Source organism: Halovenus amylolytica (genome assembly GCA_004015825.1).
Classification (GTDB): Archaea; Halobacteriota; Halobacteria; order Halobacteriales; family Haloarculaceae; genus Halovenus; species Halovenus amylolytica.
In genome coordinates this window covers 74,101-98,908 of sequence record SAYS01000017.1, presented here as the reverse complement: position 1 = coordinate 98,908, position 24,808 = coordinate 74,101, and the positions used below count along the sequence as shown (strand labels likewise).

Here is a 24,808-nt window from a genome sequence, read left to right as displayed (position 1 = left end):
GTCGGGTGCGCTCGCTACGCTCGCGCACCACTCTCTGCTCACGGCGCAAAGCGCCGTTCGCATGGTCAGCGAGACCTTCGGTCTCGCTCGACTCGTAAAAACTAGGGGAAAAACGTTCTCGACGCTCGCTCGCGTCGCTCCGCTCGCGTCGAGTGAACCGCGCTCACTTCGTTCGCGCGGATGCTTGTCCTGACCGCACTGCAGGAATCGATTATTGCGAGTCCGAAACGACCAGCATCTCGGTCACGCCGGGCTGGAATTCGTACGGGACCCTCTGAAACTCCGTGCCGTATCCCTCGCTTTCGAGTTGATCAACCACAGGATCGACGTACTCCGATCGCTCGGCATCCAGCGAGGCGAGCGGGAAGATCCGAACCTCACCGGCGACTCGTGCGAGTTCCCGGAGCGAGTCCAGATGGAAGTCGAGGTCCAGCCGGTCGTCGTAGAGAAAGAGGAAATTCGCCGACAGTGCGAGATCGAACCGATCGGAGTCGAAGGGGAGATCCGGGAGGGCTGCCGGGATGTATCGCCCTGAATGCTGGCTGTAGTCGGCGAGAAACCGCTCGTATGCTGATCTGAGATGCCGACCCCGTGTCTCGACATCGCCGTAGCGCTCCCAGACGAACAGATCGGTCTTCTCCTGTAGTTGTGCGAGCGTCTTCTCGACTGCGTCCTGGCAAATCTCTTCGAGTGTCTCCACAGGCTGGCCGTAGGTCGGATCGACCGCAGTTACATCTGCACCGATCTGGGTCGCAGTCGCGGTGAACGACGCGGGACCAGCAGCACAATCGAGTATGGACTGCCCGGCGAGATCCGAAAGTGCGAGGTCGAACAGCCACCGGTACTCCGTGAACGTCCGCCCGATAAATCGAAACTGCTCCGAGACTGCGAACCGATTTGGCTGTTCGTCGGCCATAATGAATGAATATATACATTGTAGTATAAATATGTCCATCTATCTGCCCGGAAGGAGAGCAATTTCACGAACCAGTACGTCTAACAACAGGAGGGCCGTATCTCCGGGCAGGGATGCTCTCGATCCAGCTCTCACTGCCTGCGGCGCTCATCGTCGTCTGTCTCGGCGGCTACTGGATCTATCAGGACGCCAGAAAGCGGCGGATGGACACCGCAGATATGTGGGCCGTCGGCTTCGGTGTCGGCTTCTTTGTACTGCCGATCATCGGCGGTCTTGCCGTGCTTTTCTACTATCTCCACAAACGAAACGAGGGTGGTCCCGGACAGTACCCAGTTCAAAAGCAGTGGGAGTAGTGGGTTAGAACAGCGCCGAGAGCACTCGCGAAACGAGCCCGGATGGCCGTTCTTTCCCGTCACCGTACTCCTCGTAGAGGTACTCGACGATATCGTCACTCTCCGGCATTCCCTCAATCCCGTTGTTCGGATCGACCAGCACCGGGACGCCAGATTGCCCACTTATTTTCTGCACCCTGTTCCGGTTTTTTCGCGAGGAAGGAACGGTGTGCGATTCGTACTCCAGGTCGAGATCGTCGAGCGCTCGGCGGACCTTCGCACAGTACGGACAGCTCTGGAGTTCGTACAGCTCCAGCCCAGGGTCACGAGTTGTCATAGCTACAAGAACGGGTTCGAGTATAAAAAAGCCTCACCGAGAGTGTACTGGCGATACACAGGATCGCCTCAGGAATCGCTGTTTCCGGTGTCGTCACCGAGATCGATCACGTTTTCGCGGCCGATTCGGAGTTTCTCGACTGCGTCGTCCGCTGCGAGTTCGGAGATAACACGTGAGGTCTTCGAGGCCGACCAGTCGAGTCGGTCGGCTATATCCGCCTGGCGCATCCGCCCGGCTTCGGCTTCCAGCAGCGCGATCACACGATCCTCGTCGGTCGCCAGCTCGTCGAGTTCGAGGGAATTGCCTCCGTCATCGACGAAACTCTGTGGGTCGGCTTCGCTCGCAGTACCGCCAGCGCCTGACTGCTCGGTTCCCCTGTCAGCTGTGACCGGGTGCTCGCCGTCACTGTCACGGCCCAGCGTGTACACGGCGGCCAGCCCGACGAGGAGTACGACGACCGAACCGAGAATTACGGCTGTCGGCAGGGAACCTCCACTCCCATTAGACTGGGCGGAGTCTGCAGGAACGAACCGGACCTGTGGTCGCTGATCGTCGAACGAGACCGGCCCGTTCCACTGCAACCGGCTGTCACCAGTCTCGTCGGGTGCTGGATCGACAGTATCGGGTTCGTATCCCGTCGGTGGCTCGATAATCAGGACATCGTCGTCGTCGAGAAACAGTCCACCGCGGAACACGTCACCGACAGTGACGCCGTCGTCGACTGCCGCGAACCCCTCCCAGCGAAACTGGTAGGCGACATACCCCCACCGCCGCGGGACCTCCTGAACACCGATCTCGGAGTCGAATTCGGTCGCTGCCATCTCTCGTTCTGTGACGGTTTCCGCATTCCCGATGACGCCGGTCATCCGGTCGCGGAACTGACCGAGATACCGGGAGCGATTGGCCTCGAATTCATCTTCGAAGGCCTCGAATCCCTCGACGGACTCGTTGGAGTCGAGTCGCATCCGGACTGTCAGACTCCAGACCGCAGTCCCGTTCGGATGGAGATCGATCCGTGTCACCGTGGCGTCCGGATCCGGGGCTTCCTCGACCTGCGGGAACTCGCCGGTAGAACGCTGGTCGACTGTTCGATCGCTGTCAGCGACCGCCCCACCTGCAACCACACCGATTCCGAGCACGACGAGCAGTCCGAGAGCGAGACACACCAGCCAGCGGCGAGATATCACAGCCGATACTTCGTCCGGGGGTGTATAAGTTGCATGTTAGTGGCTCGTGCAAACCGGTGAAATCCGGTGCAAACGTCGCAAAACTGGTGCAATTCGGGACGACGGTCGTCGGCGTTGAAGTAGGTACAGGAGAGAGTGGCGACCATGTCACGACTCAGAACGACAGCAGTTCTCGTCCTCATGGCTGCGGTCGCAGCCGGGATGGTCCTCCCGGCCGCAGCGATATCGGGGACAGCTGCTCAGACGGGCGAGCAACAGAACGAGACGGTCGATATCGAGGTCGGACAGCAGCTCTCGACAGTCGCCTCGGCGACGACCGACGAGGTTCGAAGCGAGGCCGACCAGGCCGGCTTCGAACAGCGATTCAACGAGACCAGCTCGACTGAACGGGCCGAAGCGATCGCAGATCGGGCTACCGAACTCGAAACGACGGCGACCGAGTTGCGAACCCAGTACGACGAACTGACCGAATCCTACCGCAACGATGAGATCGACGGCTCCACCTTCGCCCAGCGGATCGCATCGCTGACGACGAAGGCAAACGCAGTCGAGCGCAACACCGAGCGACTCGCCGACTACGCGGCACAGCTCCCGGCCGCAGAACAGCGCGCGTTCGACATCACCGAGGACGACTTCGACCAGATTACGGACCAGGTCAGCCCGGTCTCCACCCGGACGACCAGTGCGATTCTCGCCCAGTACACGGCGGAGTCGGCAGGTGAAATCGAGATCGAGATCGAACGCGAAAACGGTGTCCAGATCGAGGTGAGCAGCGAGGATGGCGAGCAGTCACGACAGTTCGAGCGGCCACGCGATGGCAGCGGCACCTACGAACTGAATCAGTCCGAAGCGACCGATATTGCGGCTGGCAGCCTCTCCGAGCAGGATGGAGAGTGGGTGCTGACCAGTACCAGTACTGACGACGGCGCCTACGAGTTCGAGTTCGAACTCCACGGCGCCGGCGAGGGCGAAGCCGAGGTCGCTGTCGACGGTGAGACCGGAACGGTGTTCGAACTGGAGGAGTCTGTCGAATCCGAAGACGACGATGACGACGACGAACGACTCGCCGTCCGTGTGACCGAGGGCGAGCCCGCACCTGGTGAAGAGATCACGCTGACTGTCACGGCCAGCGGTGAGCCAGTCTCGGATGCGACGGTCGAACTCGGCGACGGGACTGTCGGGACGACCGACGAGAACGGAACGATCACTGTGACGCTCCCGGCGGACGACGAGGCCGAGATCGAGGTGACCGCCGGCGAGCGCGAGGGTGAACTCGAATTCGAGTTCGAAGACGAGGAAGCAGACGGCGAACTCGGTGCGACGGCCGACATCGATAACGGGACCGTCACTGTCTCGGTGCTGCTCGACGGTGAACCGGTCGAAGGAGCGTCCGTCGCGGCGAACGAGGAGCCAGTCGGTGTGACCGGCACGGACGGGACTGTTTCGTTCGCGCTACCCGACAGCGAGGAACTCGAAATCGACATCGAGTACCAGGACCGTGAAGCCGAACTGGAGTACGAACTCGAAGCGGATGACGACGAAGAGAGTGACGACGATGACAGAGAACTCGACGTCAGTGTCACCGACGGTGAGCCAGGACCCGGCGAGGAAGTGACGCTGACTGTCACTGCTGACGGCGAGGAGGTCGAGGGAGCGACGGTCGATATCGACGAGGAAACGGTCGGTCAGACCGACGAGAACGGAACGATCACTGTGACGCTCCCGGCGGAGGGCGCGGAGATCGACATCACTGACGGAGACGCCGAAGCCGAACTCGAATTCGAGTTCGAAGACGAAGAGAACGAAGAAGACGGCGAGGACGAGGAAGGTGACGACGGCGAGGACGACGAGGAGGAAGAGGATGGTGACGACGGTGATGAAGACGAGGAAGAAGAGGACGACGATGATGAAGAGGATGAAGACGACGATGACGACAGCGACGATGATGATGAGTAATCACGACTGCGCGGACAGGACGGAGCGACGCGACTGGCTCCGGAGCCACGGGCGACAAGTTAGCGTGGTCGCGGTCTGTCTGGCGCTGGCCGCCACGATGGTGATCGCTGCAAGCGGCGGGGCCACGGCCCAGGTGGACGACCCCAGTTCCGAAGCGATGATCGTCTCCGTTCAGGAAGATGGTGACGCGACGGTCACCCTCACTGTTCCGTTCGACCTGACAGTCGAGGAGGAGCGGCGGGCATACGAGGGGTTCCGCTCGGACGAGACCAGACAGCAGCAACTACTGGATCGCTACGAGACGCGCCTCTCGAACGTCGCGACGGAGACGAACGCTGGGGCGGACCGCGAGATGGCCGTGTCCGAACCCGAAATCGAGACGCGAACCCACGACAGTGCGGAGGTTGGCGTCGTCCGAGTGACAGCCGACTGGGAACAGCTCGCAGCCACCGACGGCGACAAAGTCCGGATCGACGCACCGTTCGACAGCGGGTTCGAGACCGACCGAGCACTGACCATCGAACCGCCGGAGACCCACCAGATCACTGCAGCCAGTCCGGACCCCTCGACCAACGACGGCCAGGCAGTCTGGGAGAGTGACCAGCGACTCGACGGCTTCGAGGTGACGATGGCACCGACCGACGCTGCGACCGATTCGGACGGAACGGGTGCAGGGTTCGGTATCCTCGCTGCCGTACTGGCACTGGCCGGATTACTAGGCATCTCCCGCCGTCGCTGACCGACCAGCGCTCCGGCAAATCGCAAGCAGTTTGCATTTCCCACAGCAAAGCCTGATATGGTCGAGCAGGTATCGCTCTATCGCGCCCCGACAACCGAGGCCGACGCTGACGCACTCGCCGACTGGCTCTCCGACCGAATCGGCGCGACGGTAACCGTCCGCGACCGCTTCTGTTCACTGTACGCCGATGATTCGCTCGCCGAGGAGTTCGCCGAGACGCGTGTCCTCTCGCCACACGACCGCGAGACGGGCAACACGATGCTGGGTATCGTCCGGTACGAGGAGCGCGCACTCGACGATCCCGAGCGCGCTGGTGGCGTTCTCTACGACGGACTTGGCGTCCAGAAACGACTCGGTACCCGACTCCCCGAAGACGAGCGGGGACTCGACCACGCACACATCATTCTCACGAGTCGTGTCCTCGGCACCTGGGGCGACCACGACGGCCGCTGGCACAAACGCGTCAACGTCCTCGGACAGCCAGCACTCGTCTCCGTTCCCGGGCTCTACGAAGCACCAGCGAAACCAGAGGCGTACTACAAAGAGAAACAAAAACACGCGATGCTCTCCGGTGGTGCGCCGCCCCGTGAGGTCCTCGAAGAACAGGTAGAAGGCGATTTTCTCGTCGAAGATGACCCGCGGACGACCGATGTACTAAACGGATACGTCCTGCAGGCCGTGCACTATCTGGATACTGGCGAGGCGTTCTGTGAACAAGAGCACTGTCGGCTGGCGAACCCGCACCGACAGCCCGGCGTCATCGAGGCTCAGCTTCGCGAACCGGAGTTCTGTGAGCGCCACACGTCGCTGTACGGCACGGACTGACGAACCCTCGTTACTCGGGGACGCGGCCACTGGCAAGCCGGATGAATCCACCACCGAGTCTGTGGTCGACGTGATCGACGGTCTCCTCGAAGAGAGCTTTTTTCGCGGCCTCCCAGCGGGCTTCGAGTTCTCGGACTGGTGAGCCGGGGGCAGTTTTCTCTCCCGGTGCAGCCAGCCTGACGAAACCACGGAAGGCGAGATTCAGCGGTGTTGCGACGAGCTGATCGCTCCGGCCGGCGTTCATCATCGTGAGTCGACCGCCCGGTTCGACCAGTTCGATCCAGGTCCGAACGGCGCTCGCGGGATCTGCGAGCATCCCGATCAGAAAGGTCGAGACGACGGCATCTGCCTCGTCGACTGGTGGCTGCATCGCGTCGCCTCTGACGACGTGGACGTTCACCCACCCCTCGCGGTCGATCCGGCGGCGGGCCTGCGCGAGCATCCCGCCGACCAGGTCGATACCGACCACAGTACCCGTCGGACCGACAGCCTCGCGAAGTGCGGGGAAGTTCGCGCCGGTCCCACAGCCCATCTCGACGACAGTATCGCCAGCAGAGAGCGACAGCGTTTCCGCGGCGCGTCTCCGCCAGGAGGTGACACCGGGCGCTGTCGCGATCTGGTCGTAGAGTCTGGCCCAGCGGTTGTAGAACTGCTGTGTCGTGCGGACTGTCTCGTCAGGCATCGAGATCACGGATCGTCGCTGCGACCGTCGGGGCGTCCGGACCGAGCACGTAGACGACCGGCTCGATCCCGAATCCGCCGGTCTGGTAGAGCACCGAGGCGTCCGGCGTCGCCGCCAGCGCCGCCGAAATCGCGTCGTCGAGCCCCGCTTCGGCGTCGAACTCGGCGGTGACGGAGCCGTCGGCCGCGAGTGCATCGACGAGGTCCTCGCTGTAGCTGACGTTCAGCGCAGCCCGGGCGTCGCTGCCCTCGGCCCGCGCTGCGAGCAAGACGTTGGCGACGTGCTGGCTGACCCCGAACTCGGGTTCGCCGGGGACGGTCAACTGCCCGTGGACGGCCAGCAGTCGACCGGGAATCGCAGCCACGTCGTCGACACTCTGTGCGTCGGGAAGACACTCGACGAGATTCGAGCCGACGTTCGGGATCTGCTGGGTGAACCCCTCGGTGTTGCGGAGGATTCGGAGTCCCCGCCGGACCGAGGATCGGACCTGACTCGCCTTCCGGAGTCGGCTGTCGGGATCGTGGACGGCGAAGTAGCCGTCGTACTCGGCGAGTTCCGGCACTGCCTCGGCGTGCAAATCGGCGAGGACGCCGCCGCGTTCGAGATCCCGGATGCAGACCTCGGTCTCGATGAGCGCCTCGACCGGTGTTATCTCGCCAGCAGCCAGCCCGTCTGCGAGTTCCTCGACGAGTGTCTGGAGGCGATCGTCGTCGAGCACGCGTTCGTTTCGATCCACCTCACCGTGGACGTACTTCGAGACGGCACTCTGGCTGATTCCCAGGTGTCTCGCGACCTCGTCCTGGGTGAGCCCGCGCTCGCGCAGTGATTCGGCGAGCAGTGATCGGAAGGTCGGGAGAAACTCCTCGACGACGATCTCTTCGGCGAATTTCATTGGTCGCCTCCGAACGCTGCTCGTTTCTCGACGAGTAACGTCTCACGCTCGCTGTGCTCGCGGAGACTCATTGGTCACCTCCGAACTCTGCTCGTTTCTCGCTGATACTCGCGACACACTCGCTGTGCTCGTGGTCGCTCATTGGTCACCTCCGAACTCGCGATCGCCGCCGATCCGCGACGCCTGCGGCCCGGACTGGTCCTGATACTTCGATCCCCGCTCGCTGCCGTACGGTCGTTCGGCCGGCGAGGAGAGTTCGGTAAACGTCAGCTGTGAGATCCGCATATCGGGTGCGAGTGCGACCGGCGCGGCACCGAGATTCGACAGTTCGAGCGTGATCTGTCCCTGGTAGCCCGGATCGCAGAGGCCTGCCGTGTTCGACAGGAAGACACCACCGCGCCCCCCGATGAAGTTCTCGATCGTCCGTCCGTCCGGCTGGACTTCGAGGTCGTAGGTCGGTTCGACTCTGCCTGTTTTCTCGACGGCGATCACTTCCTCGAAACGCACCCCGCCATCGAGAATCTGATCGACCCGGCTCGTGTCGACTCCCGCCCGGTCGTAGGCGTCTCGGAACCGTTCGAGGGTGTCACGTTTAATACTCTCGTACTCTTCGTTTTCGACGTTCGAAATACTCGATTTCGACGAGTATCCCATCGCATCGGCCGCCTCTTGCATTCGCATATCTGCGTTCTCCCGGTACTGCCGGAGCAACGAGTTCGGAGTCGGAACGTACTGCCCGCGTTTGTGTGCATCCTCACTGAAATCGACGGCCCACATCTCACCGGACCATTCGACGTCGCTCATCGGGATGTACGTTTCCCGCTCTCGGCTGTAGATCGACGTCAGCAGACCGAGCCGCGAGCCAAGATATGCCGCCCGGTTCGCGAGTTCGGGGTACGCCGTGTACAGCGTGTCCCGGGATTCGCGCCGGCAGCCGTCCCCGTCGAGTAACCCTTCGAGCAACGCTTCGAGCACTGGCTCGGGCCAGTCGAACGCTCGTTCCGGAATCGTCTTCCGCTCGTTCGTGCCGGCTAGCTCCCGGAAGATCCCCGACCAGAGCGCCGAGCTGATCGTTACCTTCGTGATCCGGTCGGTCTCACGCCAGCAGACACCCGTATCGTGCGTCTCGAAGAAGTCAACGAACCGCTCGAGCAACGTCTCGTCGACGTTCGAAATCTGGATCTGTTTTCGACGAGCGTACCCTTCTGCAATGTAGAACCCGAGTACCCAGCCGAACTCCGGGGTCACTTCGAGTTCCCTGGTCAGTTTCGTATCGCCCTGTTTGAACGAGATCTCGACCTGTGATGGCATCTCGGTTCTGGAAAGTGCTGCCATGGGCGCGCTCTCCGTCTCCTCGTAGAACCGTCGCGAGCCAGCCGGAACCCGTCGCCAGTCGACCTCACCGAAGCCGTCGGCGGCGTACAGAGTCGTCTCCTCGGGATCGACCAGATTGGCCAGATCGAGCGTATCGGTCGCTGTCGGCGAATCCGGGAGCGTCGCCGGGACCATCACGTGTGTACCCTCTGCGTCCTCGCTGGAAACTCGACTCACCCCACCGTGATCGTCGAGGGTAAACAGATTGTGGTCTTTCGTCACGAGTACCTCGCGCCCGGACTGCAACCGCACGCGATAGATCCGTTTGGTCGGGTTGGTGATGTAGTCGGTTACGCGGTGTGTCCCGACTTCGAGTGTCTTTGGATCGAAAGAAACCGCGCGGGCCAGACGTTCGTTCTCGACGATATCCCCGATCTCGTGAAACCCGAACCCACCTTCCGGCGTCCACAGGAAGACCTCCTCGTCGTAGGGTAATGATGCGTGGACGACGATCGCGAGTCGACCGAGCGAGGATCGCCCCTCGACGTTGGCGATGATATCCGGCGGGATCTCGACGCGCTCTTTGGTCGTCCCGAGGACGAAATCACCGGGATGGAGGATGAACTCGTCGCCTTCCGGGACCTCTGTTTTCGTGACGTAATCTTCGACCTCGTCTTCGCTTTCGGGGTGGATACAGGGAATGTTCGTCCGCTGGAACTCCAGAAACTCGCGGCCGAGGCGGAGATCGACGCTCGCCGGCTGGATCTGTAGTTCGGGATCGTCGAGGGGTTCGATGACGAGATCGCCCTCGTCGAGCCGGGCCGCAATATCGCGATCGGAGAGTATCATACCCTGACCACGGGGCACCAGGGTGTAAAATCTCCCGATCAGCGGCGATGATGTGTGATTACAAATGAGTGACTGGATGGTGCGAATATCAAAAAAGCCCCGTCAGGAGTGATCCGAGCTACCGCTACGACCAGCAAGAAATCCCCGGCTGGCTACGCTCCCGCGACTCGCTGCGCCCTTCCCTCACTACGTTCGGTGCAGTGCTTACATCGTCGGGGTTCGCGTAGCCAGCCGCCCCTTTCAGTCCCGCCCAGTGTGGCTTTCTAGGCTGGGCGGGAGTGAAAGGGGCCGTCCGCTTGATCCGTCCCGGACGACGCAAGGACCGACTGGACCGCAGCGAGTCCCGGGCGGTCAAGCGGACGGGGGCTTTCTTGCTGTTTGTAGTTACTCCAGAAGTACCCCCACAAACGCCTCCTAGACGAATTCGCACATTTTTACGCCGGCCACTCCGAGAAGCGGGTATGAAACAGGCAATCGTCGCGCGCGCGGACCTCGGAATGGGCGAGGGGAAACTCGCAGCACAGGTCGCACACGCCTCCCTGCAGGCCTACGAGGAGGCCGACGGGAAGACACAACGGGAGTGGAAAGGCGGCGGCCAGAAAAAGGTCGTCCTACAGGCCAACAGCGAATCGGAGCTGTTCGAACTCTCGGAGAAAGCCAGACTGGAGGGGCTACCCAACTCGATCGTCCGTGATGCCGGCCACACCGAACTCGAACCCGGCACGGCGACGACGATGGCTGTCGGACCTGCTACGGACGAAGAGATCGACGCTGTGACCGGCGAGCTATCGCTGTACTAGTCCCGGAGAATTGACTGCGTCTCTGGCGGGAGACGAGTACCGACCGTGATCACTGTTACCTGCAGGTAATCTACAGTTATACAGAAGTATCCTGTTATCGAAGATATGTCAGTCGCAAGATCCGGAGAGGGCTGGACAGTCGAGATACACGACGGCGTGATGATCTGGGAGTTCCTGCCGGGAATGGAGTTAGAGGCGTTCAGAGATGACGCCTATCCCGTCTTCGAGGATCTACTGGATTCACACCGTATCGAGGGGATGGTCACCGTCGTCAAACTCGACGATCCGTTCACCGGAGCGGTCTTCGACATCTGGGAAAAATCTGCAACACGTGCAGACGAACGCGGCGTGGACCGCTGGGCTGTCGTCGCCGACGGGATCAAGGCCATCTCACTCGGTGGAAAAATCGATACTGCCGACCTGGAGACGTACAGAACGGAAGACCGAACCGAAGCCGTCGAGTGGGCACGGTCCGACTGAACCCTGTCTGTCGGCGACGGGTCGGCAAGGGGGTGCAACGGGAGAACCAACCTACTCGCTTGACTCGTACAGCAACGAGCCACCAGTCGTGACGAGATAGCCCGTTCCCGTGAGCGCGACACCAGTTCTGCTGTCCCTGACCAGATCCAGTTCCGTGAGTGAGGTCACCAGATTGGAGACACGCGAGGGGTTCATATCCAGGATTGCGACGAGTTCGCGCCCGTCACCCGCGTCGTGGAGCGCGTCGAGTGTCGCCTTCTGTGCGCTCGAAAGCGAGGCATTGCGAGCTTTCTCCAATTGGCGCTCGTGGTGTTCCATCAGATACCGCCGGAGCAGCTTCGCCGCTCGATCAGTCTTCGCCCGTAACTCCGTCGTGACGACGTTGGCGTTGACCCGGAGATGGTGCAGCGTCAGCCCCATCTCGTAGCCAACCTCGCTTTCCATCGGCTGGTGTTCGATCTCGACGATCGTGGAGAGTCGAATCCGGACCGGGAGCCTGTCCGCATCGGGGTCCCCGATTTTGAGCGTCCGCGGGCTCGCTGTGAGACGGCGGTCGTCGGGCTCGACATCCGACAGATCGCCGGAGCCAGCCGCGAGGTTCGCGTAGACGACGGGTACGTCCACGAGCAGCGACGAGAAGAGAAGCTGCTGGAACTCCCAGCTTCGATCCGGCGGGAGTTCACAGACGACGATCTTGCGCTCGTCGTGGTCGTCCTGGTAGGCGATACCCACCGTCTCCTCGAAGAGCCCGTCGAGCGGCCCGGGGAGATAGCCGGGTGCAACATCAGTGATCGACGAGAGCGGGACTCGAAGCGTGTCCGCGATGCCCGTTTCGTCACGCGAGAGAAAGACGAGCTCCCGCTGGCCGAGGACGACCGAGCCACCCGTCGGGCGGCTCTGCTCGATCCCCTGGCCGGCAAATCGGGTCGACATCGAGAACTCGACCGGCGCAGTCACCTGATCGCGGTAGGCAAGCGGCTGGTGGCCCTCCTGGTCCCTGATCCCGGGATCGCCAGTCTCGCCGTACTGTTCGCGCTGGGACTCCCGGCGCTGGACCCACTCGGAGAGAGATTTGCTCACGATCTGTGGCCCGCTGTCGGCTGCTGGCTCGCGGGGATCGAGCGCTGTCGCCGGATCGAACGAGCTGTCCGCCGGGGTCTCGACCGGCCGTGGATTCCGGCCGCGTTTCGGCGTGTTCTCCCCGCGCTGTGTACGCCAGCGAGCGTCGTAGCGCCGGGGATCGAACGGCTCGCGTTCGAACGGTGTCGGATCACAGACCAGCCGGTACTGGGTATCCTCACCACAGATCTCGGGTGGCGAGGCCGATGGAAGTGCCCGGTACATGTGCTCACGGAGGTCGCCGCCACCGACCCGTGCAAATTCGCCGGCAGTCGCCTCGTCGACGACGAGCAGGTCGGCGAGTCGCCGGGGACCGAAGCCAGCCGTCGCCAGAAACTCCGCCGCAGTCGCACGCAATCCGGGAAGCGAGACGGCGTCGGGGCCAAGCTCCCAGGCGTTTTCCGCAGCAGCGTCGACGAGGCCCTCGATATACGCCCGGTCGGCATCGAGATACTCCGAATCGCCCAGGACTGCATCGATCGCGGCCGTCAGCCGATGTGACCAGCCAAAGGCGAGCGTCCGACTCCCAGCCTGGCCACCGGGTGGTGACCAGAACTCCTCGGCGACGATCGTTTCGAGAGAGCGGTCGTCGGACTGGCTCTGGCGATCACGGGCCCGCTGCCAGCACCGGCGACAGGCACACGGATCTCGGGCTGGGACGTGAATCTCGCCCCGAGAGTAGTCGATCCATCCGTCGTGGAGGTGGATCAACTCGTCGACGCGAATCCCGAGCCGCCCCATCAGCAACAGAACGTAACACGTCTCGTGCTTGCGTTGCTCGTCTTCGATCGCCAGACCGCCCAGATAGAGACTGTAAAATCCGTCCGGCGAGAGTGCGTCGTCGGGCGACAGAGACGATGCCATTGCAGTAGCTGGGACCCCATCCAATAAAAAATCTAACCGTATTTCATCATCAGTGATAGGTCGAACAGTCACGCAACCATCGACGGAGAAGGTGACAGCGATCGGAACAATCGCCGTATTTCCGGTGCCAGAAGGGCTTTACTGTCCTGCCACTTATATGGGGATGACCTGTAGCTGCGGACATCACAGGTGGGGTCCGGCCGATCATATAAACCAGGTCGCTTGCCGAAAGCTCCCTCGAAAACCCGGCCACTCCGAGCCCATCTGGGAGTTGCCGTTAAAGTGCAGTTTATATATATCGAGGACTTACCTGACGTAAACACATCCCGTGTGAACACCAGACAATGCAAGGAAATCAACAGCAGGCCTACGACAGAGGAATAACGATCTTCTCGCCGGATGGACGACTCTACCAGGTAGAGTACGCCCGAGAAGCAGTCAAACGCGGCAGTGCGAGTCTCGGGATCCGGACAGCGGACGGCGTCGTTCTCGCCGCTGATCGGCAGACACGCTCGCCGCTGATCGAAGAGGAGAGCATCGAAAAGATCCACGAGGTCGACGAACACGTCGGCATCGCGAGTGCGGGCCACGTCGCCGACGCCCGTCAGCTGGTCGATTTCGCCCGCCGACAGGCACAGGTCGAACAGCTCCGGTACGAGGAGCAGATCGGCATCGAGACGCTCGCGAAGCGGACGACCGACCACATCCAGCAGTACACCCAGACCGGGGGCGCACGCCCGTTCGGTGTGGCACTGCTGCTCGGTGGGATCGAGAACGGCGAACCGCGCCTGTTCGAGGCCGACCCCTCGGGGACCCCCTACGAGTGGAAGGCAGTCGCCATCGGCGGCGGCCGCGAGGACATCCAGAAACACCTCGAAGACGAGTACGATCCGGAGATGGATCTCGCCGGCGGCATCACGCTCGCGCTCGAAGCGCTGGCAGCAGCCGACGAGGACATCGAACCCGACAGTGTCCACCTCGCGACTGTCGACACCGAGACCGAGGAGTTCGACACGCTGTCGACTGAAGAGCTAGAGGAGTACGCGGCCGAGGCCGACCTCGGAGGTGAAGACGATGAGTAAAGACCCAATACACGACATTCAGGACCCGTACGAACCCGAACTCGGTTCGTTCGACGACGTAGCGGAACAGGACAGTGACGCAGTGAACAAGACCGGAACGACGACGGTCGGGATCGCGACCGAGAACGGCGTCGTCATCGGGACGGACCGACGAGCGAGCCTCGGCGGCCGCTTCGTCTCCAACAAGAACGTCACCAAGGTCGAGCAGATCCACCCGACTGCTGCGCTGACGCTGGTCGGCTCGGTCGGTGGTGCACAGTCCTTTATCCGGACGCTCCGCTCCGAGGCGAATCTCTACGAGAGTCGCCGCGGCCACCCGATGTCGATCCACGCGCTCGCGACGCTCGCGGGGAACTTCGCACGCGGTGGGCCGTTCATCGCGATCAACCCGATCCTCGGCGGTGTCGACGAGGAAGGGAGTCACGTCTACAGCATCGACCCCGCTGGCGGTGTGATGCAAGACGACTACACCGTGACCGGGAGCGGGATGCAGCTCGCACACGGTGCCCTCGAAGGAGAGTACGACGAGTCGCTCTCGCTCGAAGAGGCGACTTCCCTCGCAGCCCGCGCAGTGCAGGCGGCGACCGAGCGCGACACCGGCTCGGGGAACGGCTTCGTCACCGCGACGATCACCGAAGACGGCGTCGAAATCGACAAGTACGACGACGTCACTGAACTGCTCTGATCTGGGAGTCGGAGTCGTCTTTCTGTGGATCAATCACGGTCCTTTTCATTTTCTTGCAACTGTCTCGAGTGAAATCTAAGCAGGAAGAAAGCCCGACGAGCCAATGGACTCGAAACGACCGCTCCGACCAGATCGGAAGTTCTGCGTTTATCAATACTCCAACCAGCTCGGTGTCGACATTCATTTCTTTCGCCGACACCACCCACCCAGTAGAGCTAGTTATCGAATGCGAACAGCACATCCAGTCGAACGCGAGGTCGGGATCGAGTACTACGTGAGTGACGAAGACGGGACCGGCGGCCAGCTCCGCGTCGAACCCGAGGATTTCCGGGTCCGGGAACTCGAACTGTTCGACGCCGAGCCCGTCGACGCGGAGCCGGGTGACTACCCCCATCTCCTGCTCCGTGTCGAACTCCGCGGCTGGGACACCAACGATTTCGCGAAGACACTCTCGAACCAGCTCGGGATCTCCCGCGAGCGTGTCTCCTGGGCCGGGACGAAAGACAAACACGCGGTCACCACACAGCTGTTCTCGATCAAGGGCGGCGACCCGGACGACCTCCCCGAACTCTCCGACGTCGAGTACGAAGTCGTCGGTCGAACCGGCCGATCGATCCTCTTCGGTGACCTGGCCGGAAACGAGTTCGAGATTAGAATCCGCGATCCCGAACGACCTGAAAATGCAGCTGCAATCACCGAACAACTCCAAATCTTCGCTGGCTCTCACGAAGGAAATAAAACGGAGGCAGTCGGCGTTCCAAACTATTTCGGCCAGCAGCGGTTCGGGAGTCGCCGGCCAGTGAGCCATACGGTCGGGCTAGCGATCGTCCGCGAAGAGTGGGAGCAGGCAGTTATGTCCTACGTGGGTAACGCATCCGAGCGAGAGCCCGAGGAGACACAGACAGCTCGCCGGTTCGTCGACGAAACGCGGGACTGGCAGGAAGCACTCGATCGGTTTCCGAACTATCTCGGCTACGAGCGGTCGATGCTCCACCGACTCGCAGAAGGAAGTGACTCTGAGGACGATTTCCGCGCTGCACTGGAAACGCTGCCGTCGAATCTCCAGCAGCTGTTCGTCCACGCCGCCCAGTCGTACCTGTTCAATCTCGTGCTGTCGAAACGGCTGGAGCGAGGGCTTCCCTTGCATCGACCAGTGGCGGGGGATGTCGTCTGTTTCACCGATAGCGAGGCCCCCGAGGGGTTCGCACTGCCGGATCAGGACCGAACACAGCGAGTCACCGAGAAGCGAGTCGACTCCGTCACCCGCCATTGCGAGCGCGGGCGCGCGTTCGTGACTGCACCACTGGTCGGCACGGAAACAGAACTCGGCGAGGGTGAACCCGGCGAGATCGAACGAGAGGTCCTCGACGAGGTTGGCATCGAACCGGGTGAGTTCGAACTTCCCGGGGAGTTCAATTCGACAGGGACGAGACGGGCGATCCTGGTCCGAACAGCGCTGGCGTTCGAGACCGACCCACTGACACTTTCGTTCAAACTGCCCCGTGGGGCGTACGCGACCGTACTTCTGCGGGAGTATCTCAAAACGGATCCCGAAGCTCTCTGAGTGGATCGTTTCGTCTCTGCGGCGCTCTCGACGAGAAACACCGTACTTATTCGGCTCGTAAAGCTAGATAGCCTATGGAGTGTCGGCAGTGTGCGTCCAGTCTCGAACGGCCAGGGGATTACTGCCTGGTCTGTCATACGGCCAACGCCGACACGATCATTCTCGAACTCGGCCGCGAGCGCGCGACCGTGACGACACTCGACGGCGAGCAGGTCGTAAGCGCGCGGACGGTGACGACCACCCCCGAGACTGACGGCGAACAGGTCGGTGCCGAGCTACGATACTTCGCCGGACAGCTCGCAGACGAGGTGCGACGCAAGCGACCGGAGGAGGTGTACGCCACCGGTGACCGCGAGGTTCTCCAGGCGGTCCGCGCACAGCTACACTACTCCTTCTACCGGATCGATGCCGAAGATCCGATCGAGTACGTCCTCGAACGCCAGGGAGAGACGGCACTCGAAGTCGTCGAGGCCTCCGTCGCGGAGAAACTCGGCGGCACCCACTCGACGTTGATCGGCGGCCGAACAGGACGGGAGGCGCTGGAGGTCGTCGCCGACCACCCCCACGTCAAGAAGATTATTCCTGGCCCGATCGACGCCGGCGGCTCGGGTTCACGGACCGGACTGCGGGCCAAGGTGACTCGCGCGGACAACAAGGGTAACGTCCGCTTGCTCGTTCGCGATGGATCGAGCGTCCAGGAAAACCGGGTAGTGACCACGGCCAGTGATCGGGAACTCGGCGAGCGCGTGCGCGAGGATATCAACGAAGCACTGATCGACGCGGAGTTCAAGGAAAATTAGGACCCAGGACAACTCGTAGGGTTTATTTGGCCGCTCGGCGGATACTGTTGTACTATGAGTGATAAGGAAAACCGGACAGGCAGTGCTGGCCGGTTTGGCGCCCGCTATGGGCGCGTCGCCCGCCGCCGTGTCGCACAGATCGAGCGAGAGATGGAAAACGCCAAAGTCGACGGTGACGACGTCAAACGCGTCGGCACTGGCATCTGGGTCAACAAGGAGACCGGCGAGAAGTTCACTGGTGGCGCGTACAAACCAGAGACGCCCGCGGGCAAGACCGTCACCCGGTCGATCCGCGCAGCCCTCGCCGAAGACGACGACGAAGAATGAGCTACAAATGTTCCCGCTGCAAGCGTGACGTAACGCTCGACGAGTACGGCGGCGTCCGGTGCCCGTACTGCGGTCACCGCGTTCTCCTCAAGGAGCGCAGCCGGGATATCAAAGAAGTCAACGTCGAGTAGCTGTGGATCACGAGGCAGTCTTTTCTTTGGAGTACAGTTCTTCTGAGCGGGCTCGCAGGGTGAGCAACGCGATCGAACCGGAGTTGGGTGCTATCGACGACGACCGGAGTCGGGTCAGAAGTGAGTGTTCGGGTGCCGAGCTTACGATCATCGTCGAAGCGCGCGACCCAACTGCCCTGCGTGCGGCGTTGAATACCTGGCTCTCGCTCGTCGGCGTCGCCGAGCGGGCCGGGAACGTCTGTTGATTCGCTCTGCGGGTCACAGGCGAAGATGCGTGGGTTTAACAGTCCGGGTCCCGAGGTGATGGGTATGCAAGGAAATCTCCCCCCGGAAGCACAGGAGAAGCTCGAGGAACTGCAGGATCTGCAGGAGACAGCACAGCAGGTCGCTGCCCAGAAGCAGGAAGCAGAGACACAGCTCACCGAGTCCCAGACAGCACTCGAAGAGCTCGACGACATCGAGGGTGACACCAAGATGTACCGACAGCTCGGCGAACTGCTCGTCGAGACCGACTACGACGAGGCAGAGGACGACCTCGAAGAGAAGGTCAGCAGCCTCGAAGTCCGCGTCGATACGCTGGAAAAACAAGAAGAGCGCGTCCAGGAGCAGTTCGAAGAGCTCCAGGAAGAGCTCCAGCAGATGCTCGGCGGCGGGCCGGGCGGCATGGGCGGCGCTGGCGGCGCATAGATGACAGCCGTGGACGACACCGAGGTCGTCCAGACCGCAGCCGCTGCTGCGGAGGAGGTTATTTTCTCTCGGTACTCCCGTTCGGAAGTCCATGACTTCGACATCACTGCGACCTTCGAGGACGGCGAGTTCGAACTCGACGTCTATCTGGACGTCCCCGACGACCGCCAGGACTCCGAACAGGTCGCGCAGGACGCCGTTCTTGCGGCCCGGAGTGCTGTCGATGAGTTGCTTGCCGAGGAGTGACTGAGAGTCGTTCTGGGTTGTAGGCGTTTTGAGTATCGTAGATTTTGCTGAATAGCATTCAGGAACAACAAGAAAGCCCCGAGACTCTCTCAGTCCCACCCGTATCAGTTGGCCAACCAAGCTACGTGGGTGGGACTGAAAGGGGCCGGTCGCTCGCAGAGTGAGACGACACAAGCACTACAGCGAACGAAGTGAGCGAAGCGCGCAGCGAGTCGGAACCTGCGAGCGACCGGGGGCTTTCTTGCTGTTTGCAGCGGTGCCCTCAGCTCCCGTTCTCGCAGTAGTTTCGTCCACTCGCTACCGCCAAGCGACCGTTACACTCACACCAGCATTGCATCAATCGAGAGCATAGCCTTTTGAGCCTCCGGGCGTATGTACGAGCATGGAACACGAGGCCACAGTCGAGGGCGTCGGCGTCGGCGTGAGCGACGAGGGCCCCGGTGCACCGGTCGTCATCCTCGAAGCGCGCGAGGAGTTGATCCCGATCTTTATCAGCACCGATCAGGCCCAGTCGATGCAGCTCGCACTCGACGGCGAACCCTTCGAGCGTCCGCTGACACACGATCTCTTCGTCGAGATGGTCGCGGAGTTCGGCGCGGCGATCGACCGGGTCCGCATCGACGATCTGGCTGACGGGACGTTTTACGCGAAAGTCGACACCGAACAGTACCACGGCGGCGAACGCAAACAGGCCGTCTTCGACGCGCGACCCTCCGACGGCATCGCACTGGCGCTGCGGGTGGACTGCCCGCTGATCGTCAGCGACGAGGTCGTCGACGAGGCTGGCCGCCCGCCGGACGCGTTCGAAACCGACGACGAGAACGAACTCGGCGATTCGGGGCTTGGCGACGACCCGGACTTCGGTGACGACTCCGATTTCGGCGAGGACCCATTCTAGATGAGTTACGACGGACTCCTGCTGGATTTCGACGGCGTCATCGTCGACGTGCTCGACAACGAACAACGACAACCGGAACTGCGTGACAAAATCAACGCAAGCGCAACTGCCGACAACGTCCACCTCGAGACAGACGTGATAGAGGAGTTAATCGAGAGTATCCCTCCCGAGCGACTACAAACCTTCAGCGAGGAGACCGGTCTGCCACCCGAACAGCTCTGGCAGTACCGTGACGACGCATATCTCGAACTGTTCGAGACTGCAGCTAAAAACGACGGCAAAAATCTCTATCCCGACGTGACCGCACTCGACAGCCTGGGCGTCCCACTCGGGATCGCGAGCAACAACCAGAGACGGATCGTCGAACTGCTCGTAACGGAGTACGACCTGGCCGAGCAGTTCAAAACAATACACGCCCGCGAGCCGACACCGGAGAGTCTCGGAAACAAAAAACCGGAACCGATCTTCCTGGAACGGGCGATCGCCGACCTTGCCGTAGAGAATCCACTCTACGTCGGTGACAAGGAGACGGATATTATGGCCGGACAGCGGGTCGGCATCGACACAGCCCTCATTCGACGCCCGCACAATACAGACCGGGCTATCGAGACGACACCGACCTACGAGGTGACGAGTCTCGACGAAATCACCGACCTGTTCGAGCAGTCGGAGTGATTCCCGCGGAACACGAGCTGGCGACCCCCCACACTGGGCGAATGGTTTAATTATTCCAATACACTACGTGCGAACGAAAAAAGATGACACTCAACGGGGTGAAATGCTGGTTCGGATTGCACGATTGGCAACGCGAACGGGATCGGTACGACGATGTCGTCCTGATCGAGAAAGACTGTCTGTGGTGTGCAGCCGAGAAGACAGCTGTCGAGTATTCCTCGCCTGCCACGGTTCACGGGTAGTTCGGCCGAGTCAGGGAGAGAGTACTCGGCTGTCACCACGCCACAGTATGAAGCTCACTCGAAGTTGATCAGCGGCTTGATGATGTCGTCTTCTTTCTCGTCCATCATGTCGAAGGCCGTCTCGATCTCGTCGAAGTCGAACTCGTGAGTCGTCATCTTCGTCGGATCGACGAGGTCGTTTTCGAGCATCCGGAGCAGCCGTCTGATCCGCAGGCGACCGCCGGGACAGAGATCGGTGACGATATCGATCTCTGCCATGCCGACACCCCACTCTTCGCGGGGGATGTGCCGGAACTCGCCGTCACCGTGGTAGCCCACGTTCGAGACAGTCCCGCCGGGTTTGGTGACCTTGATACAGTCCTGCAGTGTCTCGTCTGCGCCGAGTGCCTCGATCGCGACGTCGACGCCCCGGTCGTCGGTGAGCGCCATGATCTCCTCGACTGGATCGCCTTCGGCGAAGTCCACGATGTGGTCGGCGCCGTACTCGCGGGCCAGTTCCTGTCGTTGCTCGACAGTCTCGACAGCGATGATCTTGCCAGCACCCTGCAGCTGTGCCCCCTTCGTGGCCATCAACCCGACCGGTCCCTGTGCGAAGACGGCGACGGTTCCCCCCATCGGGATCTCACCGTTCTCGGCCGCCGCGAAGCCAGTACTCAACATATCCGCGGTGTAGGCCGCCTCGTGGTCGGTCACACCGTCGGGAATATGTGCGAGATTGCCGTCCGCGTCGTTGATGTGGACGTACTCCTGGAAGACACCGTCTTTGACGTTCGCGAACTTCCAGCCCCCCAGCGCGCCGTTGGACTGTGATGGGTGGCCATCCTGTGCAGCCTCGGAGTTCCAGTCGGGCGTGATCGCACCCACAGCGACCCGGTCACCCGACTCGAAATCCGTCACCGCCGAACCGACCTCCTCGACGACGCCGACGACCTCGTGACCGAGTGTGAGATCCTCGCGCTCACCGATCGCACCGTGAACGGTGTGGCAATCCGACGTACAGATCAGCCCCTTCGTCGGTTTCAGAAGTGCATCCGTAGGCCCGATCTCCGGCTGTTCTTTCTCCACGATACCCGTTTCACCGACCTCTTTCATTACGAACGAGCGCATATCTGCCAGTACAGTAGAGTCTATAATAATTTTACAGTGAGATTCCCACTTTGCTGGAATTCGACCCATTTTACCCCACTAAATGTCACTGAAGGCCAATAAAGGGCAGAGGGCAGACACGGGGATCGTCGGCCGTCGCTCCATCGGATCAGGAACCGGATCGATAGCAGGAATCTGCGGTCTGCGCGGCGATAGCTCCGGGGAACCGAAGTATTCATCGGAGCCCAAACGAATAGAATCAGATAGATGAGTCACGTGTCCACGACCGAACTGGTCGAACAACTCGAGCAGGAAGACAGACACTACGGGGAGGTGCTCAGCGAGCAGTCGATGAGTGTCGAGATCGCACGGTATCCGAACCCCGCACCCAAAACACCCCACAAGGAGGACGAACTCTACTACATTATTGCGGGATCCGGCACGGCCAGCGTCGACGAGGAGACGTTCACTATCGAGGAAGGTGACGTGGTCTACGTCGAAAAGGGAGTCCAACACGATTTTTACGATATCGACGACGAACTGGTCGCCCTGATCGTCTTCGCGGGCGCCGAAGAATCGGTGCTCGGACGGGATCTGTAGGAAGTATCCTCTTAGACTGATTACATCGACACAGAGACCAATATCCGTGTTCGAACCATTCACGCTCGCGCGTGAACGTGAAGCCGGACATTGTGCACAAACGCGACCCAGCCGAGCACGCCGACGAACGCCGGTAGCGAAAGGGTAAGATCCACACCGAACGCAACGCTGGGTACCGAACTGCTCGACTGGAGCAGCGAGCGCACCGTCACCGTGAGCACGTAGAAGACAGCGAGACTGGCCCCCTTCGCCAGCCCGAACCGGAGTGGATCAGGATACCTGCCGAAATAGTGCCGGACGAATGGATTTTGCTCGGGGAGGCGTGGATTCGGCCAGACGGTCGACAGCCAGTCGAGCAGCCACCCGGAGACGACAAACAGCCAGACGAGCACTGCGACGCGACCCATCTCTGCAACGGTCACCACTCCGGATCGGGAGCCGGTACACCGTCGTCCTCGCCGCCCACCTCGAACTCCTCGCGCAGATCGCGGATCCGATCACGGATGTCGGCCGCGAGTTCGAACTCCAGATTGTCGGCAGCCGCCTGCATCCGCTCTTCTAACTCCTCGATCGCACGCGCAGCCTCCTCCTCATCTGCTGGCTCCATCGACGCCGCACCGCCAGTCTCGGTCTTGCTTCCGGGCAGATTCGTCTCGCCGACTTCCTTCTCGATGGTCGTCGGTTCGAAGCCGTGTTTCTCGTTGTACTCCTGCTGGATTCGCCGTCGCCGGTTGGTCTCCTCGATAGCCGACTCCATCGCGTTCGACGGTTCGTCGGCATACAGTACGACAGTGCCGTTGACGTTGCGGGCCGCTCGCCCCATCGTCTGGACGAGCATCGTCTCGGAGCGCAGGAACCCTTCCTGGTCGGCATCGAGAATCGCGACGAGCGAGACCTCCGGAATGTCGAGTCCCTCCCGGAGGAGGTTGATCCCGACGATGGCGTCGATCTCGCCGAGTCGCAGACTCCGGATGAGTTCGTGTCGCTCCAGCGTGTCGGTCTCGTCGTGCATGTACTCCACGTCGAGTCCGGCTTCGAGGAGGTACTCGGTGAGATCCTCTGCCATGCGTTTGGTCAGCGTGGTGATCAGCGCTCGCTCGTCGTCCGGGAGGTTCTGCAGGCGCTCGATCACGTCCGAGACCTGCCCCTCGACGTCAGCGACCTCGACGGCTGGGTCGACGAGGTGGGTCGGGCGAACGATCTGTTCGACGATCTGCTCGGAATGGTCACGCTCGTAATCACCAGGCGTCGCGGAGACGTACAGCGTCTTGCTGGTTTTCTCCTGGAACTCCTCGAAGGTGAGCGGGCGGTTGTCGAAGGCCGTCGGCAGCCGGAATCCGTTCTCGACGAGTGATTCTTTGCGCGACCGGTCACCCTCGAACTGGCCGCGGATCTGCGGCAGTGTCTGGTGTGATTCGTCGACGACGGTGAGGAAGTCGTCGGGGAAGTAATCGAGCAGCGTGTAGGGAGCCTCGCCGGTCTCGCGTTCGGAGAGATGCACCGAGTAGTTCTCGATCCCGGAACAGTAGCCCGTCTCGCGCATCATCTCCAGATCGAAGGTGGTGCGTTCCTCGATGCGCTGGGCGGCGACGAGATCACCGTGGCGCTCGAAGTAGCTGATCCGCTCTTCGAGCAGTTCCTCGATCTCCTCGATCGCGCGTTCGAGCCGTTGCTCCGGAATCGAGTAGTGCTCTGCCGGGTGAATCAGCGTGGCGGGTTCCTCGCTGACGATCTCGCCTTCGAGGGGATCGACCTTTCGGAGGCGATCGATCTCGTCACCCCAGAGTTCGACCCGGACGGCGTGGCGGCCGTACATCGGGTAGATCTCGACGGTATCGCCACGGACGCGGAACGTCCCCTGCGTGAAATCAACGTCGTTGCGCTCGTAGTTCAGATCGACGAGTCTCCCAAGGAGTTCGTCACGGTCGATCTGCTGGCCCTGCTCGATGCGCAGTGCCATATCGACGTAGTTCTGTGGATCACCGAGGCCGTAGATCGCCGAGACGCTCGCGACGACGATCACGTCCTCACGGGTCAAAAGCGACCGGGTTGCGGAGTGGCGCAATCGGTCGATCTCGTCGTTGATCGAGGCGTCCTTGTCGATGTAGGTGTCGCTCTGTTCGACGTAGGCCTCGGGCTGGTAGTAGTCGTAGTAGGAGACGAAATACTCGACGGCGTTGTCCGGGAACAGTTCGCGAAACTCCTCGTACAGCTGTGCTGCGAGGGTCTTGTTGTGCGCGATGACGAGTGTCGGTTTCTGGATCTCCTCCATCACCCAGGAGACGGTGTTGGTCTTCCCGGAGCCAGTGACACCGAGCAGGGTCTGTCGGTCCATCCCCTGCCGGAAGCCGGAGACGAGCCCTTCGATCGCTTCCGGCTGGTCGCCGGCCGGGTCGAACGGTGCGTCGACGCGGAAATCGCTCTCGGCGTCGGGTCGGTCCGGTGACAGTGGCCCCCCTGTGTCAGACATCGATTACTAGTACGTCCCGAGCA

At 61.6% G+C, this 24,808-nt stretch carries 29 protein-coding genes and 1 pseudogene; 19 read left to right on the top strand and 11 right to left on the bottom strand.

What is annotated here, in order from left to right; translation table 11 throughout:
• Positions 1-211: 211 nt before the first annotated feature.
• A complete protein-coding gene (locus tag EOW68_RS13895) occupies positions 212-916 on the bottom strand; it encodes a class I SAM-dependent methyltransferase (protein WP_128225764.1) in 705 nt (234 codons plus the stop codon).
• Positions 917-1,029: 113 nt separating this feature from the next.
• Here EOW68_RS13895 and EOW68_RS13890 point away from each other — a divergent pair, with 113 nt between their 5' ends.
• Positions 1,030-1,269 (top strand): hypothetical protein, encoded by a 240-nt coding sequence (locus tag EOW68_RS13890; RefSeq protein WP_128225763.1) that lies wholly within the window; start codon positions 1,030-1,032, stop codon positions 1,267-1,269.
• Between the two features lie 4 nt (positions 1,270-1,273).
• On the opposite strand, the gene EOW68_RS13885 is transcribed toward EOW68_RS13890, so the two are convergent.
• Both EOW68_RS13885 and EOW68_RS13880 read right to left on the bottom strand, forming a co-directional pair.
• The gene (locus tag EOW68_RS13885) at positions 1,274-1,585 is read right to left on the bottom strand and encodes a glutathione S-transferase N-terminal domain-containing protein (protein ID WP_128225762.1); all 312 of its coding nucleotides are present in this window, start codon (positions 1,583-1,585) and stop codon (positions 1,274-1,276) included.
• A 68-nt stretch (positions 1,586-1,653) separates the two neighbouring features.
• Positions 1,654-2,772 carry a helix-turn-helix transcriptional regulator gene (locus EOW68_RS13880; RefSeq protein WP_128225761.1) on the bottom strand — a complete coding sequence of 373 codons (1,119 nt, stop codon included), beginning with the start codon at positions 2,770-2,772 and terminating at the stop codon, positions 1,654-1,656.
• A gap of 144 nt (positions 2,773-2,916) precedes the next feature.
• Between EOW68_RS13880 and EOW68_RS18835 the strand changes: the two genes are divergently transcribed.
• The 3 genes from EOW68_RS18835 to EOW68_RS13865 are packed head-to-tail and all read left to right on the top strand — an operon-like array spanning position 2,917 to position 6,292.
• Positions 2,917-4,728 (top strand): DUF7096 domain-containing protein, encoded by a 1,812-nt coding sequence (locus EOW68_RS18835; RefSeq protein WP_431358938.1) that lies wholly within the window; start codon positions 2,917-2,919, stop codon positions 4,726-4,728.
• On the top strand, positions 4,676-5,467 hold the full coding sequence (locus EOW68_RS13870) for a DUF7345 domain-containing protein (RefSeq protein WP_128225760.1): 792 nt from the start codon (positions 4,676-4,678) through the stop codon (positions 5,465-5,467). Before EOW68_RS18835 ends, EOW68_RS13870 begins: the two co-directional genes overlap by 53 nt.
• A gap of 57 nt (positions 5,468-5,524) precedes the next feature.
• Positions 5,525-6,292 carry a DUF7001 family protein gene (locus EOW68_RS13865; RefSeq protein ID WP_128225759.1) on the top strand — a complete coding sequence of 256 codons (768 nt, stop codon included), beginning with the start codon at positions 5,525-5,527 and terminating at the stop codon, positions 6,290-6,292.
• Between the two features lie 10 nt (positions 6,293-6,302).
• On the opposite strand, the gene EOW68_RS13860 is transcribed toward EOW68_RS13865, so the two are convergent.
• From EOW68_RS13860 to dcd, 4 genes and pseudogenes are all read right to left on the bottom strand, one after another.
• A complete protein-coding gene (locus tag EOW68_RS13860; RefSeq protein WP_128225758.1) occupies positions 6,303-6,974 on the bottom strand; it encodes a class I SAM-dependent methyltransferase in 672 nt (223 codons plus the stop codon).
• A complete protein-coding gene (locus tag EOW68_RS13855; protein WP_128225757.1) occupies positions 6,967-7,866 on the bottom strand; it encodes a thiamine-phosphate synthase family protein in 900 nt (299 codons plus the stop codon). Before EOW68_RS13855 ends, EOW68_RS13860 begins: the two co-directional genes overlap by 8 nt.
• A 138-nt stretch (positions 7,867-8,004) precedes the next feature.
• The gene (locus EOW68_RS18830; RefSeq protein ID WP_431358942.1) at positions 8,005-9,693 is read right to left on the bottom strand and encodes a dCTP deaminase domain-containing protein; all 1,689 of its coding nucleotides are present in this window, start codon (positions 9,691-9,693) and stop codon (positions 8,005-8,007) included.
• A pseudogene (dcd, locus tag EOW68_RS13845) lies at positions 9,676-10,029 on the bottom strand (dCTP deaminase); the annotation flags it as partial. The pseudogene dcd and the gene EOW68_RS18830, both read right to left, overlap by 18 nt.
• A gap of 461 nt (positions 10,030-10,490) precedes the next feature.
• Between dcd and pth2 the strand changes: the two are divergent.
• Together pth2 and EOW68_RS13835 are read left to right on the top strand one after the other, a co-directional pair.
• Positions 10,491-10,829, top strand: a complete 339-nt coding sequence (pth2, locus tag EOW68_RS13840; protein WP_128225756.1) for a peptidyl-tRNA hydrolase Pth2 — start codon at positions 10,491-10,493, stop codon at positions 10,827-10,829.
• 105 nt (positions 10,830-10,934) lie between these two features.
• Complete coding sequence (locus EOW68_RS13835; RefSeq protein ID WP_128225755.1) at positions 10,935-11,309, top strand: hypothetical protein; 375 nt, start codon at positions 10,935-10,937, stop codon at positions 11,307-11,309.
• Between the two features lie 51 nt (positions 11,310-11,360).
• Here the strand turns inward: EOW68_RS13835 and EOW68_RS13830 are convergent, their stop codons facing one another.
• Entirely contained in the window at positions 11,361-13,292 is a 1,932-nt protein-coding gene (locus tag EOW68_RS13830; RefSeq protein WP_128225754.1) for a CheF family chemotaxis protein, read from the bottom strand.
• A 344-nt stretch (positions 13,293-13,636) separates the two neighbouring features.
• Between EOW68_RS13830 and psmA the strand changes: the two genes are divergently transcribed.
• From psmA to EOW68_RS18825, 12 genes are all read left to right on the top strand, one after another.
• Positions 13,637-14,374 (top strand): archaeal proteasome endopeptidase complex subunit alpha, encoded by a 738-nt coding sequence (gene psmA, locus EOW68_RS13825; RefSeq protein ID WP_128225753.1) that lies wholly within the window; start codon positions 13,637-13,639, stop codon positions 14,372-14,374.
• Positions 14,367-15,059: an archaeal proteasome endopeptidase complex subunit beta gene (gene psmB, locus EOW68_RS13820; protein ID WP_128225752.1), complete on the top strand. Its 693-nt coding sequence runs from the start codon at positions 14,367-14,369 to the stop codon at positions 15,057-15,059. The genes psmA and psmB overlap by 8 nt, the downstream gene beginning before the upstream one ends.
• A 226-nt stretch (positions 15,060-15,285) precedes the next feature.
• Positions 15,286-16,623, top strand: a complete 1,338-nt coding sequence (gene truD / locus EOW68_RS13815; RefSeq protein WP_128225751.1) for a tRNA pseudouridine(13) synthase TruD — start codon at positions 15,286-15,288, stop codon at positions 16,621-16,623.
• 74 nt (positions 16,624-16,697) lie between these two features.
• Positions 16,698-17,423 carry a DUF2103 domain-containing protein gene (locus EOW68_RS13810; protein ID WP_128225750.1) on the top strand — a complete coding sequence of 242 codons (726 nt, stop codon included), beginning with the start codon at positions 16,698-16,700 and terminating at the stop codon, positions 17,421-17,423.
• A 54-nt stretch (positions 17,424-17,477) separates the two neighbouring features.
• Positions 17,478-17,750, top strand: a complete 273-nt coding sequence (locus tag EOW68_RS13805) for a 50S ribosomal protein L37ae (RefSeq protein WP_128225749.1) — start codon at positions 17,478-17,480, stop codon at positions 17,748-17,750.
• On the top strand, positions 17,747-17,881 hold the full coding sequence (locus tag EOW68_RS13800) for a DNA-directed RNA polymerase subunit P (protein WP_128225748.1): 135 nt from the start codon (positions 17,747-17,749) through the stop codon (positions 17,879-17,881). Before EOW68_RS13805 ends, EOW68_RS13800 begins: the two co-directional genes overlap by 4 nt.
• A gap of 59 nt (positions 17,882-17,940) precedes the next feature.
• Positions 17,941-18,126 carry a KEOPS complex subunit Pcc1 gene (locus tag EOW68_RS13795; protein ID WP_431358937.1) on the top strand — a complete coding sequence of 62 codons (186 nt, stop codon included), beginning with the start codon at positions 17,941-17,943 and terminating at the stop codon, positions 18,124-18,126.
• Positions 18,127-18,190: 64 nt separating this feature from the next.
• Complete coding sequence (locus tag EOW68_RS13790; RefSeq protein WP_128225746.1) at positions 18,191-18,568, top strand: prefoldin subunit beta; 378 nt, start codon at positions 18,191-18,193, stop codon at positions 18,566-18,568.
• Entirely contained in the window at positions 18,569-18,814 is a 246-nt protein-coding gene (locus EOW68_RS13785; protein WP_128225745.1) for a DUF3194 domain-containing protein, read from the top strand.
• A 382-nt stretch (positions 18,815-19,196) separates the two neighbouring features.
• The gene (locus tag EOW68_RS13780; protein WP_128225744.1) at positions 19,197-19,712 is read left to right on the top strand and encodes a bifunctional nuclease family protein; all 516 of its coding nucleotides are present in this window, start codon (positions 19,197-19,199) and stop codon (positions 19,710-19,712) included.
• Positions 19,713-20,387, top strand: a complete 675-nt coding sequence (locus tag EOW68_RS13775; RefSeq protein ID WP_128225743.1) for an HAD family hydrolase — start codon at positions 19,713-19,715, stop codon at positions 20,385-20,387. It abuts the gene before it with no gap.
• An 83-nt stretch (positions 20,388-20,470) separates the two neighbouring features.
• On the top strand, positions 20,471-20,629 hold the full coding sequence (locus EOW68_RS18825) for a hypothetical protein (protein ID WP_431358936.1): 159 nt from the start codon (positions 20,471-20,473) through the stop codon (positions 20,627-20,629).
• 54 nt (positions 20,630-20,683) lie between these two features.
• Here the strand turns inward: EOW68_RS18825 and EOW68_RS13770 are convergent, their stop codons facing one another.
• Positions 20,684-21,736: a zinc-binding dehydrogenase gene (locus EOW68_RS13770; protein ID WP_128225742.1), complete on the bottom strand. Its 1,053-nt coding sequence runs from the start codon at positions 21,734-21,736 to the stop codon at positions 20,684-20,686.
• 246 nt (positions 21,737-21,982) lie between these two features.
• Between EOW68_RS13770 and EOW68_RS13765 the strand changes: the two genes are divergently transcribed.
• Entirely contained in the window at positions 21,983-22,315 is a 333-nt protein-coding gene (locus tag EOW68_RS13765) for a cupin domain-containing protein (RefSeq protein WP_128225741.1), read from the top strand.
• A 59-nt stretch (positions 22,316-22,374) separates the two neighbouring features.
• Here the strand turns inward: EOW68_RS13765 and EOW68_RS13760 are convergent, their stop codons facing one another.
• Positions 22,375-22,737, bottom strand: coding sequence for a hypothetical protein (locus tag EOW68_RS13760; RefSeq protein ID WP_128225740.1), 363 nt, complete (start codon positions 22,735-22,737; stop codon positions 22,375-22,377).
• Positions 22,734-24,785, bottom strand: coding sequence for an excinuclease ABC subunit UvrB (gene uvrB / locus EOW68_RS13755; RefSeq protein WP_128225739.1), 2,052 nt, complete (start codon positions 24,783-24,785; stop codon positions 22,734-22,736). Before uvrB ends, EOW68_RS13760 begins: the two co-directional genes overlap by 4 nt.
• Positions 24,786-24,808: the final 23 nt, after the last annotated feature.

Bases quoted from the DNA above. Each gene is read 5' to 3' on its own strand.
- EOW68_RS13895 (WP_128225764.1), bottom strand. From the start codon at position 916: ATGGCCGACGAACAGCCAAATCGGTTCGCAGTCTCGGAGCAGTTTCGA.
- EOW68_RS13890 (WP_128225763.1), top strand. From the start codon at position 1,030: ATGCTCTCGATCCAGCTCTCACTGCCTGCGGCGCTCATCGTCGTCTGT.
- EOW68_RS13885 (WP_128225762.1), bottom strand. From the start codon at position 1,585: ATGACAACTCGTGACCCTGGGCTGGAGCTGTACGAACTCCAGAGCTGT.
- EOW68_RS18835 (WP_431358938.1), top strand. From the start codon at position 2,917: ATGTCACGACTCAGAACGACAGCAGTTCTCGTCCTCATGGCTGCGGTC.
- EOW68_RS13870 (WP_128225760.1), top strand. From the start codon at position 4,676: ATGATGAAGAGGATGAAGACGACGATGACGACAGCGACGATGATGATG.
- EOW68_RS13865 (WP_128225759.1), top strand. From the start codon at position 5,525: ATGGTCGAGCAGGTATCGCTCTATCGCGCCCCGACAACCGAGGCCGAC.
- EOW68_RS13860 (WP_128225758.1), bottom strand. From the start codon at position 6,974: ATGCCTGACGAGACAGTCCGCACGACACAGCAGTTCTACAACCGCTGG.
- EOW68_RS13855 (WP_128225757.1), bottom strand. From the start codon at position 7,866: ATGAAATTCGCCGAAGAGATCGTCGTCGAGGAGTTTCTCCCGACCTTC.
- pth2 (WP_128225756.1), top strand. From the start codon at position 10,491: ATGAAACAGGCAATCGTCGCGCGCGCGGACCTCGGAATGGGCGAGGGG.
- EOW68_RS13835 (WP_128225755.1), top strand. From the start codon at position 10,935: ATGTCAGTCGCAAGATCCGGAGAGGGCTGGACAGTCGAGATACACGAC.
- EOW68_RS13830 (WP_128225754.1), bottom strand. From the start codon at position 13,292: ATGGCATCGTCTCTGTCGCCCGACGACGCACTCTCGCCGGACGGATTT.
- psmA (WP_128225753.1), top strand. From the start codon at position 13,637: ATGCAAGGAAATCAACAGCAGGCCTACGACAGAGGAATAACGATCTTC.
- psmB (WP_128225752.1), top strand. From the start codon at position 14,367: ATGAGTAAAGACCCAATACACGACATTCAGGACCCGTACGAACCCGAA.
- truD (WP_128225751.1), top strand. From the start codon at position 15,286: ATGCGAACAGCACATCCAGTCGAACGCGAGGTCGGGATCGAGTACTAC.
- EOW68_RS13810 (WP_128225750.1), top strand. From the start codon at position 16,698: ATGGAGTGTCGGCAGTGTGCGTCCAGTCTCGAACGGCCAGGGGATTAC.
- EOW68_RS13805 (WP_128225749.1), top strand. From the start codon at position 17,478: ATGAGTGATAAGGAAAACCGGACAGGCAGTGCTGGCCGGTTTGGCGCC.
- EOW68_RS13800 (WP_128225748.1), top strand. From the start codon at position 17,747: ATGAGCTACAAATGTTCCCGCTGCAAGCGTGACGTAACGCTCGACGAG.
- EOW68_RS13790 (WP_128225746.1), top strand. From the start codon at position 18,191: ATGCAAGGAAATCTCCCCCCGGAAGCACAGGAGAAGCTCGAGGAACTG.
- EOW68_RS13785 (WP_128225745.1), top strand. From the start codon at position 18,569: ATGACAGCCGTGGACGACACCGAGGTCGTCCAGACCGCAGCCGCTGCT.
- EOW68_RS13780 (WP_128225744.1), top strand. From the start codon at position 19,197: ATGGAACACGAGGCCACAGTCGAGGGCGTCGGCGTCGGCGTGAGCGAC.
- EOW68_RS13775 (WP_128225743.1), top strand. From the start codon at position 19,713: ATGAGTTACGACGGACTCCTGCTGGATTTCGACGGCGTCATCGTCGAC.
- EOW68_RS18825 (WP_431358936.1), top strand. From the start codon at position 20,471: ATGACACTCAACGGGGTGAAATGCTGGTTCGGATTGCACGATTGGCAA.
- EOW68_RS13770 (WP_128225742.1), bottom strand. From the start codon at position 21,736: ATGCGCTCGTTCGTAATGAAAGAGGTCGGTGAAACGGGTATCGTGGAG.
- EOW68_RS13765 (WP_128225741.1), top strand. From the start codon at position 21,983: ATGAGTCACGTGTCCACGACCGAACTGGTCGAACAACTCGAGCAGGAA.
- uvrB (WP_128225739.1), bottom strand. From the start codon at position 24,785: ATGTCTGACACAGGGGGGCCACTGTCACCGGACCGACCCGACGCCGAG.